This is a genomic window from Modicisalibacter sp. 'Wilcox', assembly GCF_010993675.1.
In the GTDB taxonomy this organism is placed as follows: domain Bacteria; phylum Pseudomonadota; class Gammaproteobacteria; order Pseudomonadales; family Halomonadaceae; genus Modicisalibacter; species Modicisalibacter tunisiensis.
Genome location: NZ_WNXF01000002.1, coordinates 117,462 through 135,980, shown reverse-complemented (window position 1 = coordinate 135,980; position 18,519 = coordinate 117,462). Strand labels below are relative to the sequence as shown.

Sequence of the window (18,519 nt, the reverse complement as noted above, 5' to 3'; positions counted from 1 at the left end):
GCCTCCTTGTCACTGTAGGGGGCCGGGTACCCGGCTCAGGGTGTCGATCGGACTCGAGCCGCCAGATCGGCGAGGTTCACCAGGGTCAGCTTGCCGTCGCGGAGGAAAGCTCCGGTATCGGCGTAGAAGACGTTGCCCAGCCAGCGGGGCTCGGGGACGGGGGTGTGCCCCACCACGACGGCATCAATGCCGCCGACAGGCGTGATGTCGCCCTCCCTGATGCGGGACCGACTCCAGATAGTCGGCTCCAGGAGCGATTCGGGGCTTTCCCGCAACCCGTTCCAGTTCCGGGGTGGCTCGGCATGACAGATGCCGATGCGCTTGCCATCGACCCCCACCTCCCGACCGAGCGGCAGGTAACGGGCGGCCTCCTCCAGCCGGATTTTCACCTCGCGGGCATTCTCGCCGTGAATCCAGCCGCCCCCGTTCGTCTGCCAGAGATCCCAGTCGTGCCGAGTCCCCTGGTCGCCGAGCGCCGTCAGCGCCAGCCATTCGTGGTTGCCGAGCACGCAATGGCAGAACGGCTCGAATACCAGTGACAGGCAATCGAACGAGCGAGCGCCTCGGTCGATCAGGTCGCCGACACAGAACAGCCGGTCCCGCCGACGATCGAAGTCCACGGCTCGCAGCGCGTCCTGCAGGGCGTCGTACTGGCCGTGGATGTCGCCCACCACGAAGTCGCGCCCCTCGGTATTTTCTTCATGGACGACAAACGCGGGGTCGGCCTTCAGTCCGGGCGTATACAGCCCGGCGAGCTGGCGGAGTTGGTCCGCAACAGCCGCCCGGACCGGGGAATCCTCCTCATTGTCCTTGTCGATCACATCGGCAAGGGTGTCCAGCGAGTGATAACCGTCCGGCAGCAGGTGCCCGTGCACGTCGGCAGTGGCCGATAGAAAGCTCAGGGTCTCGCGGTCCACGCTGAGCCTGGGGTCGACCACCACCCTGGCCTGGCCGTCACGAACCTCGATGGTGAGCATGCCTGCACCCTCCGTTGCGAACGCTGATCGGGGCTGCACCCCGACCACGCCGATTGTCACGATACCCGCGCGAGACGCGTCCTCGGGGAGCGCTTCGAGGGTCGCTCTCCGGCTCTCGTTGAGCCTGCGGGCCTTGCCCAGCTTGCTGCCGGCCTTCTCGCCGATAATGAGCCAATCGGTGCTGGCGCCGATAGCACTTTGCGCCACATCCGTGGCGCCCGACTGGAGGCGGTGGGGCCGGCGCGCTAGGCTGGGCGCGACCGCGCCGGGACAGCGCCGGCCTCGCTCGCCGACTTTGTAAACATCCTCTGACAGGGAATCGTCATGCCACATCGCCCCTTCATCCGCGCGCTCGGGCTGGGCGCCTGCGGCCTGGGCCTCGCGCCATGCGTCGCGGTGGCCGTGGAAAGCCGTTCTGCCACCCAGCCTGACACGGATGTCATCACCGTCACTGCTCCGCGTCTGGCGCGCGAGCTCTACGCCACCCCCGCCGCCGTGTCGGTGATCGACCGTGAGGCGATCGCCCGGGGCCAGCAGCGCGTGCGCCTCGACGAGTCGCTGGCCAGCGTGCCGGGCCTGTACCTGCAGAACCGCTACAATTTCGCCCAGGGCGAGCGCGTGTCGATCCGCGGCTTCGGTGCACGCACGCCCTGGGGCGTACGGGGTGTCACCGTGGTCGTCGACGGCATCCCCTATACCCTGCCGGACGGCCAGGCCCAGCTCGATGCCATCGATCTCGACAGCGCCGAGACCATCGAGGTGATCCGTGGCCCGGCGGCGGTCCAGTACGGCAACGCTGCCGGCGGGGTGATCGACGTCACCACCGCCAGCGGCGAGAGCGACCCGGGCAGCGCGATCCGCGTCGAGACGGGCAGCGACGGCTATCGCAAGCTGTCGGTGCAGAATGGCGGCGTCGAGGGGCCCTGGTCGCATCACGTCAGCGCCTCGGCGATGGACTACGACGGCTATCGCGAGCACAGCGCCGCCCGCAAATATCTGCTCAACGCCAAGTTGAGTCGCGAGCTGGGCGACGACCGCCGGCTCACGGCGATCCTCAACCTGCTCGACAGTCCCTTCGCCGAGGACCCCGGCGGCAAGACGCTCGAATCCGTGGCCGACGATCGCTTCGCCGCCATGGATACGCGGGGTTACTACGACTACTCGCCGGTCGATATCGACTCGGGGCAGGCGGTCGACCAGCAGGTCATCGGCCTGCAGTACGAGGACCTCTCCGCCGGGCCGGGGGCACTCACCCTCAAGGGGTTCTACCTGCATCGCGACTATCAGCAGCAACTGGCCTTCGCCGGGGGCGACCGTGACGTCACGGACGTGCAGAACTACATCGCCTACGATCGCGACTACTACGGCGGCAGCGCCGAGTATCGGCAGTCGCTGACGCTCGCCGGGCGGCCGTTTCGCTACATGGCCGGGGTCGACGTGGCCCGTCAGGTGGATGGCCGCCACAGCGACGACGTGCTGATCGACGGCGAGCATGTGCGCCGCTCCCGGGACGAGACCCAGACGGCGACCTCCGTGGGTCTCTTTGCCCAGGGCGACCTGGACCTGACCGAGCGCTGGACGCTGTCGCTGGGCACGCGCTACGACCGGGTGCGTTTCGACATCGACGATCACCACCTCAGCGATGGCGACGACAGCGGCGATCGGACCTTCGGCCAGTGGAGCGGCAGCGCGGGGCTGAGCTTCCAGTACCTGCCCGATCATCAGTTCTACCTGGCGACCGGCACCGCCTACGAGACGCCGACCTTCTCGGAGTTCGCTACCCCCGACGGCGGCGGCTTCAACCCGGCTATCGAGCCGCAGACGGCATGGAATCGCGAAGTCGGGCTGCGTGGTACCTTCGACAACGGGCTGGAGTATGACGTCGCGGTGTTCTCGACCCGGGTCAGGGATTCCCTGGTGGCCTACGAGAACGCCGCCGGCAAGAGCTACTACCGCAACGCCGGCAAGAGCACCCGCGAGGGCATCGAGACCCAACTGGGCTGGCAGTTCACCCCGAGCTGGCGAGTCGACAGCGCCCTGACCCTGGCGAGCTACGCGTTCGACGACTACCGCGTCGACGGGCAGGATTTTGATGGCAACCGCATCCCCGGCGTGCCGGAGCGGACCTGGGTCAATCGGCTGTCATGGCAGGGATTCGACCGGCGCTTCGCCACCCTGGAGACCCGCTACATCGGCTCGATGGTCGCCGATGACGCCAACGACGAGACGGTCGACGCCGTCTGGCTGGTCAACCTGCGCGCCGGCGACGGCTGGCGCCTGGGCGGCGACACCGTGCTCGAGGCCTATGCCGGGGTGCGCAACCTGTTCGATCGCGAGCACTACGCCAACGTGATCATCAACGCCAGCCATGAGCGCTACTACGACCCGGCGCCGGGGCGCACGGTGTATGCCGGGGTGGGGGTCGAATTCTGAGGGGCAATGAAAAACGCCCCCGGCTTGAGCCGGGGGCGTGGGGCCGACCTCGAGACCGGGCTTACGCCTCGTAGTTGGTCTCGGAGTAGAGCACGCGGGTGCGCAGGGTGTGGTCGACCTGCTTGAGCGCCTCGAGGGCCTTGGCGCCGTAGGCCTTGTCGACGTCGATCACCACGTAGCCGACCTTCTCGTTGGTCTGCAGGAACTGGCCGGAGATGTTGATATCGTTCTCCGAGAGCACGCGGTTGATCTCGGACATCACGCCCGGCACGTTCTCGTGGATGTGCAGCAGGCGGTGCTTGTCCGGGTGGGCCGGCAGCGCCACCTCGGGGAAGTTGACCGAGGTGATGGTGGTGCCGTTGTCGGAGTAGGTAATCAGCTTCTCGGAGACCTCGACGCCGATGTTCTCCTGCGCCTCGAGGGTGGAGCCGCCGATGTGCGGGGTGAGGATCACGTTGGCCAGGCCGCGCAGCGGCGAGACGAACTCCTCGTCGTTGCTCTTCGGCTCGCTGGGGAAGACGTCGACCGCCGCGCCCAGCAGCTTGCCGGCCTTGATCGCCTCGGCCAGGTCCTCGATGACCACGGTGGAGCCGCGCGAGGCGTTGATGAAGATGCTGCCCGGCTTCATCAGCGCGAACTGTTCCTTGGTGATCATCCAGCGGGTCGAGGGCACGTCCGGCACGTGCAGGGTGACCACGTCGGCACGGGCCAGCAGCTCTTCCAGGCTGCCCACCTGTCGGGCGTTGCCCATCGCCAGCTTGGTGACGACGTCGTAGTAGATGACGTCCAGGCCCACCGACTCGGCGAGCACCGAGAGCTGGGCGCCGATGCTGCCGTAGCCGATGATGCCCAGTGTCTTGCCGCGGGCCTCGTGGGAATTCTTCGCCGACTTCAGCCAGCCGCCCTCGTGAGCGCGCGTGCTCTTCTCGGGAATGCCGCGCAGCAGCATGATGGTCTCGGCCAGCACCAGCTCGGCCACCGAGCGGGTGTTGGAGTAGGGCGCGTTGAACACCGGGATGCCGCGGGCCAGTGCGGCGTTCAGGTCGACCTGGTTGGTGCCGATGCAGAAGCAGCCCACCGCGGTGAGCTTCTCGGCGGCGGCGAAGACCCGCTCGTTGAGCTGAGTCCGCGAGCGAATGCCGATGAAGTGCACGTCGCGGATCTTCTCGATCAGCGTCTCTTCATCCAGCGAGGTGGAGAGGTGCTCGATGTTGGTGTAACCGGCGTTCAGGAAGTTATCCACCGCGGACTGGTGAATGCCCTCGAGCAGCAGGATCTTGATCTTGCTCTTGTCCAGGGACGTCTTGGCCATTGTCGATTCAACCCTTTCGTCGACTGACGACGCGAATTGGCGTCGGGAATGTGGAGTCTGTTGGCGGCGTTTCGAGCGGCAACGGCCCGTGGCGGGTACGAAAAGGTGAGGGCCGAGCCAGGCATGGGACAGCGCAACAGGGGGCACATGGTACCACACCGGCCTGTCGCCGGAATGAAAACGCTGCGTGTCCGGCATGAGCGAAATCGAAGTGGTGCCGGCGTGGCCGGGGCAGACGCACCCCGGGGATGAGCGTGTATACTGTGCGCCCAGACCCTGATACTGCGGCGCCGCCTGGCCGGGCGGCCCGTGTCGATGAGCGAGACGCGTCATGGCAGACCAGGAAACCGCAGCGCCCGGCGCTGACGAGGCAACCCCCGACGACTTTGCCGGTACCCTCGACCGGCTCGAGCAGCTGGTGGCTCGGCTGGAAGCCGGCGAGCTGTCGCTGGAGGCGTCGCTGGCGGCGTTCGAGCAGGGCGTGCGCCTGACGCGCGAGGCCCAGCAGCGTCTCGACGCCGCCGAGTTGCAGGTGCGCGCCCTGATGGAACAGCCCGACGGCTCCCTCGCGGACGCGCCCTTCGGCGCCACCGACGCCTCGCCGGAGGATGGCCATGCTCGCTGACGCACCGCAGGGGACGCAGCGCCTGGATGCCGATCGCGAGCGCATCAACGCGCGCCTGGAGGCACTGTTCGCCGGCCGCGTCGCTCCTGCCGAGCGGCTCGACGCGGCGATGCGTCACGGCGTGATCGGCAACGGCAAGCGACTGCGCGCGATCCTGGTGTATGCCACCGGACGCGCGCTGGGTGCCGAGATGGGTGCCCTCGACCCGGCGGCGCTGGCCATCGAGCTGGTCCATGCCTACTCGCTGGTCCACGACGACCTGCCGGCGATGGACGACGACGACCTGCGCCGCGGCCAGCCCACGGTGCACAAGGCGTTCGACGAGGCCAGCGCGATCCTCGCCGGCGACGCCCTGCAGACGCTGGCCTTCGAGGTGCTGGCCGAGGCCGCGCATCCCCGCACGGCGGCGCTGGTGGGCACCCTGGCCCGCGCCGCCGGCCGCGCCGGCATGGCCGGTGGGCAGGCGCTGGACCTCTACGCCGTCGGTCACCGGCTGGATGCCGAGGCGCTGGCGACCATGCACCGTTACAAGACCGGTGCGCTGATCCGCGCGGCGGTGCGCATGGGCGGGCTCGTGGCGGTGCCCGAGGCCGACCCGCGACTGGCGGCACTGGACCGCTACGCGGCGGCGGTCGGCCTGGCCTTCCAGATCCAGGACGACATCCTCGATGTGGTCGGCGACACCGGCACCCTGGGCAAGGCCGCGGGCGCCGATGCGGCCCGCGACAAGCCGACCTATCCGGCGTTGCTGGGCCTCGAGGGCGCCCGTGCCCGCGCCGGAGCCCTGCGCGACGAGGCGCTGGCGGCGCTGGCGGTGCTCGGCGAGGCCGGCGAGCCGCTGGCGGATCTGGCCCGCTACATGATCGAGCGCGACTACTGAGCCAGCATGGTATCGATGACGACTCCACCGAACCGCCGAGACCCGCGCCGTTCAGCCTCCCTCAAGGTGTCCGGGCGACCCGGGGTTGTGGGTCTGTCCATCGAGCCGTGCCTCAACCGACAGAAGACTAGCCCATGAAGCTGTTCGACGAGATTCCGGTCGAGCGCCCGGCCACGCCGCTGCTCGACACCATCGACACGCCCGCCGACCTGCGCGAGCTGCGCCATTCGCAGCTTTCGCAGCTGGCCGACGAGCTGCGGGCCTTCCTGCTCTACAGCGTGGGCTGCACCGGCGGCCACTTCGGCGCCGGGCTGGGCGTGGTCGAGCTGACCATCGCCCTCCACCACTGCCTGGAAACGCCCCACGACCGGCTGGTGTGGGACGTCGGCCATCAGGCCTATCCGCACAAGATCCTCACCGGCCGCCGCGAGCGGATGGCGACCATCCGCCAGCTGCACGGCCTGGCGGCGTTCCCCAAGCGCGACGAGTCGGAATACGACACCTTCGGCGTCGGCCACTCCAGCACCTCGATCAGCGCCGCCCTGGGCATGGCGCTGGCCGCCCGCACGAAAGGCGAGCAGCGCCGCGTGTGCGCGGTGATCGGCGACGGCGCGCTGTCGGCGGGCATGGCCTTCGAGGCGCTGGCCCATGCCGGGCACGTCGATGCCAACCTGCTGGTGGTGCTCAACGACAACGAGATGTCGATCTCCGAGAACGTCGGCGGCATGGCCAGCTACCTGGCGCAGATCTTCGCCAGCAAGACCTACCTCAATGTCCGCGAGGGCGGCAAGAAGGTGCTCTCGCGGCTGCCCGGCGCGCTGGAGCTGGCGCGGCGCACCGAGGAGCACATGAAGGGCATGGTCAGCCCGGCGACGCTGTTCGAGGAGATGGGCTTCAACTACATCGGCCCCATCGACGGCCACGACCTCAATACCCTGGTGAACACGCTGGGCAACCTGCGCGATCTCGACGGCCCGCAGTTCCTGCATATCAAGACCCGCAAGGGCAAGGGCTTCCGGCCGGCGGAGGCCGACCCGATCGGCTATCACGCCATCACCAAGCTGGAGAGGGAGCCCGCGCCGCCGCCCAGGGTCGAGACCCAGGCGCCCGAGAGCCAGGGCGCCGAGCTTCCGGCCGCCAAGCCGCGCAAGTACTGCAACGTGTTCGGCGACTGGCTGTGCGACATGGCCGCCGCCGACGAGCGCCTGATCGGCATCACCCCGGCGATGCGCGAGGGCTCCGATCTGGTGCGCTTCTCCAAGGAATACCCCGGGCGCTACTACGACGTGGCGATTGCCGAGCAGCACGCCGTGACGCTCGCCGCGGGCATGGCCTGCGAGGCCATGAAGCCGGTGGTGGCGATCTACTCGACCTTCCTGCAGCGCGGTTACGATCAGCTGATCCACGATGTGGCGGTGCAGAAGCTCGACGTCACCTTCGCCATCGACCGCGCCGGCCTGGTCGGCGAGGACGGCCCGACCCACCATGGCGCGCTGGATCTCTCCTACCTGCGCTGCGTGCCGGAGCTGGTGGTCATGGCGCCGGCCGACGAGGCCGAGTGCCGGGCCATGCTCAGCGCCGCCTATCACCATCCCGGGCCGGCGGCGGTGCGCTATCCGCGCGGCAAGGGGCCGGGCACGCCGATTCCCGAGCACCTCGAGCCGCTGCCCATCGGCCGTGCCGAGATGCGCCGCGAGGGCGCCGGCGACATCGCCCTGCTGGCCTTCGGCAGCATGAACGGCCCCGCCGGCGAGGTCGCCGAGCGGCTCGACGCCACGCACCTCAACATGCGCACGGTCAAGCCGCTCGACCGCGAGGCGGTGCTGGCCGCGGCGCGCGGGCACCGGCTGCTCGTCACCCTGGAGGAGAACGCGGTGGCCGGCGGCGCCGGCAGCGGGGTGAACGAGCTGCTGGCCGAGGCGGGCGAGCACGTGGCGGTGCTCAACCTGGGGCTGCCCGACGCCTTCATCGAGCACGGCAAGCCGGCCGAACTGCTCGCCGACTGCGGGCTCGACGCCGACGGCATCGAGGCGGCGATTCGCCGGCGCCTGGCGGCCCGACCTTCCGACGACTGACACGAGGATCGCATGCTGACCTTAATACTGATCGGGGCGTTGCTGGGCCTGTGGATCGGCGGCCCCCTGGGGCTGCTGATCGGCGGCGGGATCGGCTACTGGATCGCGCGGCGCTGGCGGCGCAGTGCGCTGGGGCGTCTGGCCGGGGCCCGGGCGCAGTTTCTCGAATCGACCTTCGCGGTGATGGGCTGCCTGTGCAAGGCCGACGGCCGGGTCTCCGAGGACGAGCTGGAGGCCTCGCGGCGGATCTGGGACCAGCTGCGGCTCGACGAGAGCCAGCGCGCCCGGGCGCGGGCCGACTTCAACCGCGGCAAGGCGGCGGACTTCGACCTGGACGCCGAGCTGGCGCGGCTGCGGCCGATCGTCGGCCAGCAGAGTGCCCTGCGTCAGGTGTTCCTGCAGATCCAGCTTGCCGCGATCGCCGCCGACGGGCGTCTCGACCCCGCCGAGCACGAGATGCTGGTGCGCGTGGCCCGCGGGCTGGGCTGCAACGAGAGCGAGGTCGCCCAGATCGAGGCGCTGCTGCGCGGCGCGACCGCCGGTGATACGGGGCCGGGCGGCGCGCCTTCCGCGCAGGCGCTGGAGGATGCCTACCGGGTACTGGGCGTCGATTCCCGGGCCAGCGATACCGAGATCAAGCGTGCCTATCGCAAGCTGATGAGCGAGAACCATCCCGACAAGCTGGCCGCCAAGGGCCTGCCCGAAAGCATGCGCGAGATGGCCGAGAAGCGCACCCGCGAGATCACCCACGCCTATGACCTGATCAAGCAGGCCCGCGCCGAAGCGGCCTGACTACGCCTTCTTGAACGCCCCCTCCCTGAACGAACCTTCTCTGAACGCGCCTTCCGCGAACGCGGACCCGGCGGAGAGAGCGCCGGGGCCGTCTTGCCGGGCATCGCGCAGGGCCCGGGCCCACCATTGCAAACGGGGGAGCAGCCGCGCCAGCCGCCGATCCTCGCCCAGCGGCGCATAGAGCTTGCCGCGTGCCCCCAGCCGCTCCCAGGCATCGATGAAATCCACGTTCTCGCCCAGCGGAATCGCCTGACGGTCGACGAGCCACGGGCGCAGCCGCTCGATGGCCGCGCGGCCGCCGTTCCTGCCGCCGTAGGTGAGAAAGCCCACCGGCCGGGCATGCCAGGCCTCGGCGGGAGTGGCGAACAGCGCTGCCAGGTCGGCGGTGCCGGTCACCGGCTGATCCGGCAGGATGACCAGGAAGGCATCGGTCCGGTGCAGCCGGCGGTTGGCGTCGGCCTCCCACGGCGCCGGGAGGACGAACTCGGCGACCAGGTCGGCGTGCCCGGCCAGCCGACGCTGTGCCCAGTCGGCGACGCGACGCGAGAAGCGCCGGTGACAGGTGCTGCCCGGGAGCAGGGCCAGGGAGAGCGGCGGTGCGGTCATGACGTGGCTCCTTTGACGGTAACGGGGTCTAGGAGCTCAAGTTAACTTGAGGTCAAGGCCATGGCACGACGGGTCGATCCGCACAAGCAGGCGCTGTCGGTCGGGGACGTGGCGGCGCGCAGCGGGGTGGCGGTGTCCACGCTGCATTTCTACGAGGAAAAGGGGCTGATTCACGCCTGGCGCAACGCCGCCAACCAGCGGCGCTATTCGCGCGATGTGCTGCGTCGGGTGGCGGTCATCAGGATCGCCCAGCGTACCGGGGTGCCGCTGGCCGAGATCGGTGCGGCCCTGAACACGCTGCCCACCGGGCGCACGCCCACCGCCGAGGACTGGCACCATCTGTCGGCCGGCTGGCGCGACGCGCTGCAGGCGCGCATCGACGCCCTGGTCAGGCTGCGCGACCAGCTGGATGGCTGCATCGGCTGCGGCTGCCTGTCGCTGGCGTGCTGCCCGCTGCGCAACCCCGAGGACGTGCTGGGCGAGACGGACTCGGGGGCGTGCCGCCTGGCGCCCTGACCGATGCTCAGCCGGAGGGGCCGAGCACCGCGGTGTAGACCGCGAAGTAGTGGCAGGCGCTGCCGCCCAGCACGAACAGGTGCCAGATGGCGTGGTGGAAGGGGATGGCGCGCACCGCGTAGAACAGCACGCCCACCGTGTAGGTGATGCCGCCGGCCACCAGCAGGCCGAGGCTGGTGTCGGACAGCGAGGCACCCATCTCGCCGGAGGCCACCACGATCAGCCAGCCCATCAGCAGGTAGACGGCGACCCGCCAGCCGCCGAAGCGCTGCGGCCAGAGCAGCTTCAGGGTGATGCCGCCCACGGCCAGCGTCCAGATCACCACCAGCAGCGCCCAGCCCAGCGGACCGCGCAGGTTGACCAGCAGGAAGGGCGTGTAGGTACCGGCGATCAGCGCATAGATGGCGCAGTGGTCGGCGATCTTGAAGGCCCGCTTGAGGCGCGGGTGGCGAAAGCCGTGGTAGAGCGTCGAGATCGTGTAGAGGCCGACCAGGGTGGTGCCGTAGAGGCTCACGCCGACGATCTTCCAGGGGTCGACGTGCGCCGCCAGGCTGGCCAGCACGATCAGCACCACCATGCCGGCGAGGCTCAGTGCCGCACCGAGGCCATGGCTGAGGCTGTGCAGCCACTCCTCGAGGCGAGTATAGGCGGTTTCCGGAGTGTTCATCAGCACCTCCCGCGGTTCGGCCGGGGGCGCGGGCGAGCCCCTACGGCTTGCGTTCGATGTCCACGTCGTCGGCCGGCGTGAAGTCGTCCAGGGCCATCAGGTGGCCGAGCTTGCCGGCCTTGGTCGACAGGTAATGCTCGTTGTGCGGGTTGCGACCCGTGGTCAGCGCCAGGCGTTCGCTCACGGTGACGCCGTCCCGGGTCAGGGCGTCGACCTTGCGCGGATTGTTGGTCATCAGCTTGAGCGAGGACACGCCCAGGTGCTCGAGCATGGGCACGCACAGATCGTAGCGGCGCAGGTCGGCGCCGAAGCCCAGATGTTCGTTGGCCTCCACCGTATCATAGCCCTGATCCTGCAGATGGTAGGCGCGGATCTTGTTGAGCAGGCCGATGCCGCGCCCTTCCTGGCGCAGGTAGAGCAGCACGCCGCGGCCCTCGGCGGCGATGCGCTTGAGAGCCTCCTGGAGCTGATAGCCGCAGTCGCAGCGCATCGAGAACAGGGCGTCCCCGGTCAGGCATTCCGAGTGCACGCGGCCCAGCACCGGCTCGCCGGTCGCCACATCGCCGAGCGTCAGGGCGACGTGATCCTTGCCGGTAGCCTCGTCCTCGAAGCCGTGCATGGTAAAGGTGGCCCAGGGGGTGGGGAGCCTGGAGGCGGCGATGAAGCGAATCGTCACGGTAACCCTCACTGCGGACCGGCGGGGCACCAGCGCCCGGCCGATGAAGACGCCCATGATAGCAGGATCGCCGGGCGAGCTCATCCGGTGCGGTGGGGCACAGGGCCGCATGGCTCCCCCTGCGGCGTGCATCCGTTACAATGAGCCAAATCCGCCAGCAGCGAGAGCCCCATGGAACTCAAGAACGATCGCCTATTGCGCGCCCTGGCGCGCCAGCCGGTGGACCGCACCCCGGTGTGGATGATGCGCCAGGCCGGACGCTACCTGCCCGAGTATCGCCGGGTGCGCGGCGAGGCGGGTAGCTTCATGGACCTGTGCCGGGACACCGACCGGGCCTGCGAGGTGACGCTGCAGCCGCTCGAGCGCTATCCGCTGGACGCGGCGATCCTGTTCTCCGACATCCTGACCATCCCCGACGCCATGGGGCTGGGGCTGTACTTCGAGACCGGCGAGGGGCCCAAGTTCAGAAAGCCGGTGCGCAGCCAGGCCGAGGTCGAGGCGCTGCGCCTGCCCGACGCCGAGCGCGACCTGGACTACGTGATGAACGCGGTGAGCACGATCCGTCGCGAGCTCAACGGGCGGGTACCGCTGATCGGTTTCTCGGGCAGCCCCTGGACGCTCGCCACCTACATGGTCGAGGGCGGCTCGAGCAAGGACTTCCGCCACGTCAAGGGCATGCTCTACGGCAACCCGGAAGCGATGCACCAGCTGCTCGACCTGCTGGCCCATGCCGTGACCGACTACCTCAACGCCCAGATCCGGGCCGGCGCTCAGGTGGTGCAGATCTTCGACACCTGGGGCGGCGCCCTGTCGACCCCGGCCTACCTGGAATTCTCGCTGCGTTACATGGAGCAGATCGTCGCCGGGCTGATTCGCGAGCACGACGGGCGCCGCGTGCCGGTGATCCTGTTCACCAAGAACGGCGGGCAGTGGCTCGAGCACATCGCCTCGACCGGCGCCGACGGCCTGGGGCTCGACTGGACCACCGAGCTGTCCGACGCCCGTTCCCGGGTCGGCCACCGGGTCGCCCTGCAGGGCAATCTCGACCCCAGCGTGCTGTTCGCCCGGCCGGCGGCGATCCGCGCCGAGGTGGCGCGCATCCTCGACAGCTACGGCCTCGGTGCCGGGCATGTCTTCAACCTGGGGCACGGCATCAGCCAGCACACCGACCCGCAGCGGGTCAGCGACTTCCTCGAGGCACTCCACGAGCTGAGCCCCGCCTATCATCCGCAGGACTGAGGGCGTGGCGAGGCGCACCGTCTGGGGGCTGGCCGCGCTGAGCGTCACTGCGGCCATCGCCTGGGGCAGCCTGGCCCCGGCCGATGCGCTGCCCCCGGACCTGCCGTGGGACAAGCTCAACCACCTGGCGGCCTACGCCGGGCTGGCCGGGGCGCTGGGCCTGGCCGGCTGGCGATTGCCGGTCGCCGGCACCGCCGCCGTTCTCTATGGCGTGCTCATCGAACTGGCCCAGCTCGGCGTGCCCGGCCGGGCCGGCGGCGACCCGCTGGATATCCTCGCCAACACCCTGGGTGTGCTGCTCGCCTGTGGCGGCTTGCTGGCCTGGCGCCGGCGGCCCGTGTCCCGAGGCCGGTCCTGAGACCTTTCCTCACCCCTCACCCCTGCAGCAGATACAGGCACAGCGACAGCGTGAGCAGCGAACCGAGCGTCGTCAGCAGGATGGTGCGCGAGACCACCGCGGCCTCGCGCTGGTAGAACTCCGCCAGCATGAACGGCCCCGTGCCGGTGGGCAGGGCGCTCATCAGCAGCGCCGACTGCGCCCAGAGCGGCGGCAGGGCGAAGACGTGGTAGGCCAGCACCCAGGTGATCAGCGGATGGGCGACCAGCTTGAGGCCGACCAGCCCCAGGGTGCCCTGGGCCGTGCCGGGCTGGCGGCGGGCCAGGAACAGCCCCAGCGAGACCAGCGCAGCGGGGGTGGTGGCGTCGCCGAGCAGACGCAGGAAGGTGTCGGCGGCGTGGGGCAGCGACAGGCCACCGATCGCCCACAGGGCGCCGAGGATCGGCGAGACCACCAGCGGGTTGCGAGCCAGCGCCCTGCCCACCTTGAGGCCGGCGCGGGCCGCGGAGCGTTCGCTCTGCAGCCCCACCTCGATGCACACCACGGCCAGGCCGAACAGCACGCAGGCCACGAACAGCGTGGCGATCAGCGCCGGCTCCAGGCCGGGGTCGCCCAGCACCAGCAGGCTCAGCGGGATGCCCACGTAACCGGTGTTGGCGTAGGCGGCGCCCAGGGCGTCGATGCTGGCATCCACCAGATGGCGTGTCGCGCGCCGCCGGTAGACGAGGGTCAGGGCGAAGATGGCCAGTGTGCCGATGGCGACCACGGCGATGAACTCGGGGTGCCAGACCTCCGCCCAGGTCGCCGTGGCCGTGGCGCGAAACAGCAGTGCCGGCAGGCACAGCCAGACGACGAAGCGGTTGAGCTCCGAGGCGGCGGTCTCGCCCAGCCGCTCGGTGCGGCGGCACACGTAGCCCACCAGGATCAGCCCGAAGATGGGCAGGATGACATTGACGACCGACGACATTGGCGCAGCTTCCCCATCGTGTTGCGTGGCGCCACCCTGGCGGGCAGGGCGGTGCCGCCCGACGGGGCCGGTGCGGCGCGAGGTGTTCCGTCGGCTGGCAGAAAGCTTTCTAGCCTAAGGGGGTTTGCTCACGTCGTCCATGTCGGCGGGGAGAAGCGCCGCTGCGAGCGTCTCAGCCTCCGGCCGCCCTGGGCGAGTCATCGTCGGCGCCGTGCAGGCGTGTTTTGAGCGAGGGCTCGCGGCGGGTGACGCGGGGCTCGCCCACCGCCTCGGCCGGGGCGACCGGCGAGACGGCGTTGACCCAGCGCTGCTCGGGGTCGTGAACCGCCGGGCGGCGGTCGATCGCCCGGGTCATCACCGCGCCGGGGCCGTGCGGGTCGCTCAGGCGGTGCGGCAGCATCAGCAGTTCGGCGAGCAGGCGCACACCGACGCTGGCCAGCAGCCAGAGGCTGACGGCCATCACCCAGCTCGGCCAGCCCGCCACCCAGCCGTTCCGGCTCAGGGCCGGGGCGTGGAGCGCCAGCCAGCCCAGCGCGGTGACGAGCAGGGCCAGCTGGGCCGTGACATGACAGAGCACCAGGGTGCGTCGCGGCAGGGGGCGGCGCAGCAGCAGGAAGTCGCGCATCGTGGATCTCTCTCCTTGGTCATCGCGTCTTGCAGGGCGCCCCGGGACGCCGGGACGGGCGACGCGGTCGCGGTCCGGCAGTCCCTGCCGGTTAGTTGATACTAACACCGCGGCCGTGTCGGCGCGAAATCCCACGATGGGCGACGACGATTCACTCCCGGTGCGGCGATTCCTCCTGTTCCTGCGGGTCGCGTCCGCTGCCGGCGCGCCGGGGCGGCAGGTCGGCGCCCTCCTCGGGGTCGGGGCGCGAGCCCTCCGCGGGGCCCGGCGACGCCTCCGCCGCCTGCAGCTCGCCGGTGAAGGCCTTGAGCCCCTCCAGCAGCGGCCCCAGCGAGTGCCACAGCGCCTCGTCGTGGAGCAGGTCCTTGACGCCCAGCACGCCGGGCGCCGGATAGGCCTCGCGGGCCTCCTCGCGAGAGGCGGCGCTGATGCCCCGGGCGGCGGCGTCGAGCCAGCGCTGCAGGTCCTCCGGCGGCACCCGGCCGAGCGTGCGCAGCAGCAGGAAGAGGTTGGCGCCGCCACGCACGCCGCCCTCGCTGTCGAGCTGCCCGGCGATCAGCCGCGAGGTCTCCGGCAGCGACTCGAGGACGTCGTTGAGCAGGCGGAAGACCTGGCGGCGGTGAAGGTTGTCGATCAGCCGCTCGAGTTCGTCGTGGGCGTCGGGCGCCGTCTTGCCGCCGAAGGCGCCGGCGGGGACGCGGTCGGGCTTGATTGCCTGGGCCATCAGAATCGCTCCGGGTCGGTGGATGCCTGGGGCGGGCGATGGTAGTCGCTGCGCGCCCACTTGCGCTCGACGCCGATGTCGTGGATCGGGATGCGCTGGCCGTTGCGATGGTTGTTGCGCGGCAGCGGCGAGGGGCCGTCGACCTGGAGCACGTCCATCTTCACGGCGATCTCCTTGTAGGCCGGGGTCTCCACGGCGACATCGGCGTGGTCGCCGGTCAGCCGATTGACGTTGCCTTCGCGGGTGTGCAGCGGCACGTAGAGGCCGTGGCCGGTGACGCGCTCGGTGACCAGCACGTTCAGCTCGATCTCGCCGCGTCGCGAGGCCAGCCGCACCCGGCTGCCGGTCTCGACGCCGCGCTCGCGGGCCAGTTCGGGGCTGACCTCGACGAAGACCTCCGAGAGCTTGTCGTTGATCCTTCCTGCGCCGGTCAGGTTGCCCTCGTGGAAGTGCTCGAGCACGCGGCCGTTGTTGAGGTGCAGGTCGTACTCGTCGTCGATGCGCTCGGGCGAGTCGCGCCACTCGACCGGATGGAAGCGCGCCATGCCGTCGTCGAAGTGGAACTCGAGGTCCTCGTAGAGGCGGGGCGTGTCGGTGCCGTCGGCGGCCACCGGCCACTGCAGCGACTTCCAGCCTTCCAGCCGCTCGTAGCTGACCCCGGCGAACAGCGGGCTGAGGCTGGCCACCTCGTCCATGATCTCGGACGGGTGGGCGTAGTGCCAGGGATGCCCCAGACGGCGACCCAGGTCGGCGAGAATCGCCCAGTCGGGGCGCGCGTCGCCGAGCGGTTCCATGACCTGGTAGAGGCGCTGGATGCGTCGCTCGGTATTGACGAAGGTGCCCTCCTTCTCGACGCTCGGCGCCGCCGGCAGCACCACGTCGGCGTACTCGGCGGTGCGCGAGAAGAAGATGTCCTGCACCACCATGAAGTCCAGCCGGCCGAAGTTCTCGCGCACGTGATTGGCGTTGGCGTCGACCAGCGCGCTCTCCTCGCCGATGATGTACATCGCCTTGAGCTTGCCTTCGCTGACCGCGTTGATCATCGAGTGGTTGTTGAAGCCGGCCTTCTCCGGCAGCCGGTCGACGCCCCAGCCGCGGCGCCAATGCTCGCGGGCCTCGGGGTCCTCCACCGACTGATAGCCGGGGAAGATATTGCACAGCGAGCCGAAGTCGCTGGCGCCCTGGACGTTGTTGTGACCGCGCATCGGGTAGCCGCCGGTGCCGGGGCGGCCGTAGTTGCCGGTGACCAGCAGCAGGTTGGAGATCGCCGTGCTGGTGTCGGAGCCGTAGGTGTGCTGGGTCACGCCCATCGCCCACATGCCGCAGACCCGCTCGGCGCGGCCGATGCGCTCGGCGGCCTCGATGATCGCTTCCTCGCTGAGCCGGGTGATCTCGGCAGCGTAGGCGACGGTGAAGGGCTCCAGCGAGCGGCGGTATTCCTCGAAGCCGTGGACGTGGGCATCGATGAACTCGCGATCGGCATAGCCGTTGTCGATCAGGTAGCGGGTCACCGCGCACAGCCACACCAGGTCGGTGCTGTTGCGCGGTTGCAGGAACAGGTCGGCGCGTTCGGCCATCTCGTGGCGGCGCACGTCGGCGACGATGTGCTGCTGGCCGTTGTGCTTCTGGGCGTGCTTGAGCGACGAGGCGATCACCGGATGGTTCTCGGCGGTGTTGGTGCCGACCATCAGGATCAGGTCGGCCATCTCCAGATCGCTGATGCTGCCAGAGTCGCCGCCGTAGCCCACGGTGCGGAACAGCCCGGTGGTGGCCGGGTTCTGACAGTAGCGCGAGCAGTTGTCGACGTTGTTGGTGCCGATCACCGCTCGGGCCAGCTTCTGGGTCAGGTAGGACTCCTCGTTGGTGCACTTGCTCGAGGCGACGAAGGCCAGGGCGTCGGGGCCGTGGGCGTCGCGTACCTCGCCGAGCCGGCGGGCCACCAGGTCGAGCGCCTCGTCCCAGTCCGCCTCGCGGAAGTGGTCGCCTTCGCGGATCAGCGGCCGGGTCAGGCGTTTCTCGCTGTTGACGAAGTCCCAGCCGAACTTGCCCTTGATGCAGGTCTTCACGCCGTTGGCCGGGCCGTGCTCGGTGGGCTGGATCTTGAGGATCTCGCGCCCGTGGGTCCACATCTCGAACGAGCAGCCCACGCCGCAGTAGGTGCAGACGGTCTTGGTGCGCTGGATATCGGCGTGGCGCTGGGTGCTGTCGAGTTCCGAGAGCGTGAAGATCGGCCCGAAACCGGTGGTCGGCTCGACGCCCTTGATGGCGTTGGTGAGCGGGCGCTTGATGTCCCACGGCATCGCCGTCAGCGGCCCGGCCCGGCCGAGCATGTCGTTCTCCATCAGGGCGTTGCACGGGCAGACGGTGACGCACTGGCCGCAGGACACGCAGCTCGACTCGTCGGCGACCTCGCCGCCGTCCCACAGCACGCGGGGATGATCGCGCTCCCAGTCGATGGTCAGCGTCTCGTTGACCTCGAGGTTCTGGCAGGCCTCGACGCAGCGCCCGCAGAGGATGCACTGGTCGGGATCGTAGGTGTAGAAGGGGTGCGAGGTGTCCTTCTCGTAGGGCTTGGGTTCGTAGGGGTAGCGCTGGCCGGGTACGCGCATGTCGCGCACCGTGTTGTGCACCTCGCAGTTGCCGTTGTTGTTCTCGCACACCGAGCAGTACAGCTCGTGGCGAGCGATCACCCGGTCGATCCCCTCGTGGCGGGCCTCGTCGGCCTCGCGCGGGGCCAGCTCGATGGCCAGGCCCTCCTCGGCCTGCAGGGTGCAGCCGCGGGTCAGGCCGTCGTCGGTCTTCACCCAGCAGGTGTCGCAGGTTTCCAGTGGGCCGAGTTGCGGGTGATAGCAGAGGTGGGGCAGGTCGATCCGGTGACGTTCCAGGCAAGCAATCAAGGGCTCGCCCGGGGTGGCCTCGAGAGGCTGGCCGTCGACATGGATCGTGCAGCGCGCCTCCGTTTGCGCCTCGTCGTGCATGGTGGTTGCTCCCGTCCAGAGAGACACGGTCGGGCCGGTCGTCGGTTTCCGGCCGCGTATCGTTATCGGAATCCATTCAGCCTTTCAGTA

General features: G+C 69.6%; 17 protein-coding genes. 8 read left to right on the top strand and 9 right to left on the bottom strand.

Annotated features, from left to right (window positions below; translation table 11 throughout):
• Positions 1-35: 35 nt before the first annotated feature.
• Complete coding sequence (locus G7A98_RS02530; protein ID WP_240464656.1) at positions 36-1,310, bottom strand: metallophosphoesterase; 1,275 nt, start codon at positions 1,308-1,310, stop codon at positions 36-38.
• On the opposite strand from G7A98_RS02530, the gene G7A98_RS02525 reads away from it, so the two are divergent.
• Complete coding sequence (locus tag G7A98_RS02525) at positions 1,302-3,410, top strand: TonB-dependent receptor (protein ID WP_163647920.1); 2,109 nt, start codon at positions 1,302-1,304, stop codon at positions 3,408-3,410. The two genes, G7A98_RS02530 and G7A98_RS02525, sit on opposite strands and share 9 nt — an antisense overlap.
• Before the next feature lie 61 nt (positions 3,411-3,471).
• On the opposite strand, the gene serA is transcribed toward G7A98_RS02525, so the two are convergent.
• A complete protein-coding gene (gene serA / locus G7A98_RS02520) occupies positions 3,472-4,722 on the bottom strand; it encodes a phosphoglycerate dehydrogenase (protein WP_163647919.1) in 1,251 nt (416 codons plus the stop codon).
• A gap of 331 nt (positions 4,723-5,053) precedes the next feature.
• On the opposite strand from serA, the gene xseB reads away from it, so the two are divergent.
• The 4 genes from xseB (at position 5,054) to djlA (ending at position 9,094) form a co-directional block, all read left to right on the top strand.
• Entirely contained in the window at positions 5,054-5,347 is a 294-nt protein-coding gene (gene xseB, locus G7A98_RS02515; protein ID WP_163647918.1) for an exodeoxyribonuclease VII small subunit, read from the top strand.
• Entirely contained in the window at positions 5,337-6,227 is an 891-nt protein-coding gene (locus G7A98_RS02510; protein ID WP_163647917.1) for a farnesyl diphosphate synthase, read from the top strand. The genes xseB and G7A98_RS02510 overlap by 11 nt, the downstream gene beginning before the upstream one ends.
• Before the next feature lie 134 nt (positions 6,228-6,361).
• Positions 6,362-8,302, top strand: a complete 1,941-nt coding sequence (dxs, locus tag G7A98_RS02505) for a 1-deoxy-D-xylulose-5-phosphate synthase (RefSeq protein WP_163647916.1) — start codon at positions 6,362-6,364, stop codon at positions 8,300-8,302.
• 12 nt (positions 8,303-8,314) lie between these two features.
• The gene (gene djlA / locus G7A98_RS02500; protein ID WP_163647915.1) at positions 8,315-9,094 is read left to right on the top strand and encodes a co-chaperone DjlA; all 780 of its coding nucleotides are present in this window, start codon (positions 8,315-8,317) and stop codon (positions 9,092-9,094) included.
• Here djlA and G7A98_RS02495 read toward each other — a convergent pair whose 3' ends face one another.
• Positions 9,095-9,700: an NAD(P)H-dependent oxidoreductase gene (locus tag G7A98_RS02495; protein ID WP_163647914.1), complete on the bottom strand. Its 606-nt coding sequence runs from the start codon at positions 9,698-9,700 to the stop codon at positions 9,095-9,097. It lies immediately after the preceding gene.
• Between the two features lie 60 nt (positions 9,701-9,760).
• Between G7A98_RS02495 and soxR the strand changes: the two genes are divergently transcribed.
• Positions 9,761-10,216 carry a redox-sensitive transcriptional activator SoxR gene (gene soxR, locus G7A98_RS02490; protein ID WP_163647913.1) on the top strand — a complete coding sequence of 152 codons (456 nt, stop codon included), beginning with the start codon at positions 9,761-9,763 and terminating at the stop codon, positions 10,214-10,216.
• 7 nt (positions 10,217-10,223) lie between these two features.
• Here soxR and G7A98_RS02485 read toward each other — a convergent pair whose 3' ends face one another.
• Entirely contained in the window at positions 10,224-10,883 is a 660-nt protein-coding gene (locus G7A98_RS02485) for a hemolysin III family protein (RefSeq protein ID WP_163647912.1), read from the bottom strand.
• 40 nt (positions 10,884-10,923) lie between these two features.
• Entirely contained in the window at positions 10,924-11,559 is a 636-nt protein-coding gene (ribA, locus tag G7A98_RS02480) for a GTP cyclohydrolase II (RefSeq protein WP_163647911.1), read from the bottom strand.
• A gap of 171 nt (positions 11,560-11,730) precedes the next feature.
• On the opposite strand from ribA, the gene hemE reads away from it, so the two are divergent.
• Together hemE and G7A98_RS02470 are read left to right on the top strand one after the other, a co-directional pair.
• Positions 11,731-12,798 carry a uroporphyrinogen decarboxylase gene (hemE, locus tag G7A98_RS02475; protein WP_163647910.1) on the top strand — a complete coding sequence of 356 codons (1,068 nt, stop codon included), beginning with the start codon at positions 11,731-11,733 and terminating at the stop codon, positions 12,796-12,798.
• A 4-nt stretch (positions 12,799-12,802) separates the two neighbouring features.
• Positions 12,803-13,156, top strand: coding sequence for a VanZ family protein (locus tag G7A98_RS02470; protein WP_240464655.1), 354 nt, complete (start codon positions 12,803-12,805; stop codon positions 13,154-13,156).
• Between the two features lie 16 nt (positions 13,157-13,172).
• On the opposite strand, the gene G7A98_RS02465 is transcribed toward G7A98_RS02470, so the two are convergent.
• The 4 genes from G7A98_RS02465 to fdhF all read right to left on the bottom strand — a co-directional run bounded on the left by G7A98_RS02465 (position 13,173) and on the right by fdhF (position 18,429).
• Positions 13,173-14,102: an AEC family transporter gene (locus tag G7A98_RS02465; RefSeq protein ID WP_163647909.1), complete on the bottom strand. Its 930-nt coding sequence runs from the start codon at positions 14,100-14,102 to the stop codon at positions 13,173-13,175.
• 172 nt (positions 14,103-14,274) lie between these two features.
• Complete coding sequence (locus G7A98_RS02460; protein ID WP_163647908.1) at positions 14,275-14,727, bottom strand: hypothetical protein; 453 nt, start codon at positions 14,725-14,727, stop codon at positions 14,275-14,277.
• A 151-nt stretch (positions 14,728-14,878) separates the two neighbouring features.
• A complete protein-coding gene (locus G7A98_RS02455; RefSeq protein ID WP_163647907.1) occupies positions 14,879-15,451 on the bottom strand; it encodes a DUF1641 domain-containing protein in 573 nt (190 codons plus the stop codon).
• Positions 15,451-18,429, bottom strand: coding sequence for a formate dehydrogenase subunit alpha (gene fdhF / locus G7A98_RS02450; protein ID WP_163647906.1), 2,979 nt, complete (start codon positions 18,427-18,429; stop codon positions 15,451-15,453). The genes G7A98_RS02455 and fdhF overlap by 1 nt, the downstream gene beginning before the upstream one ends.
• Positions 18,430-18,519 lie beyond the last annotated feature (90 nt).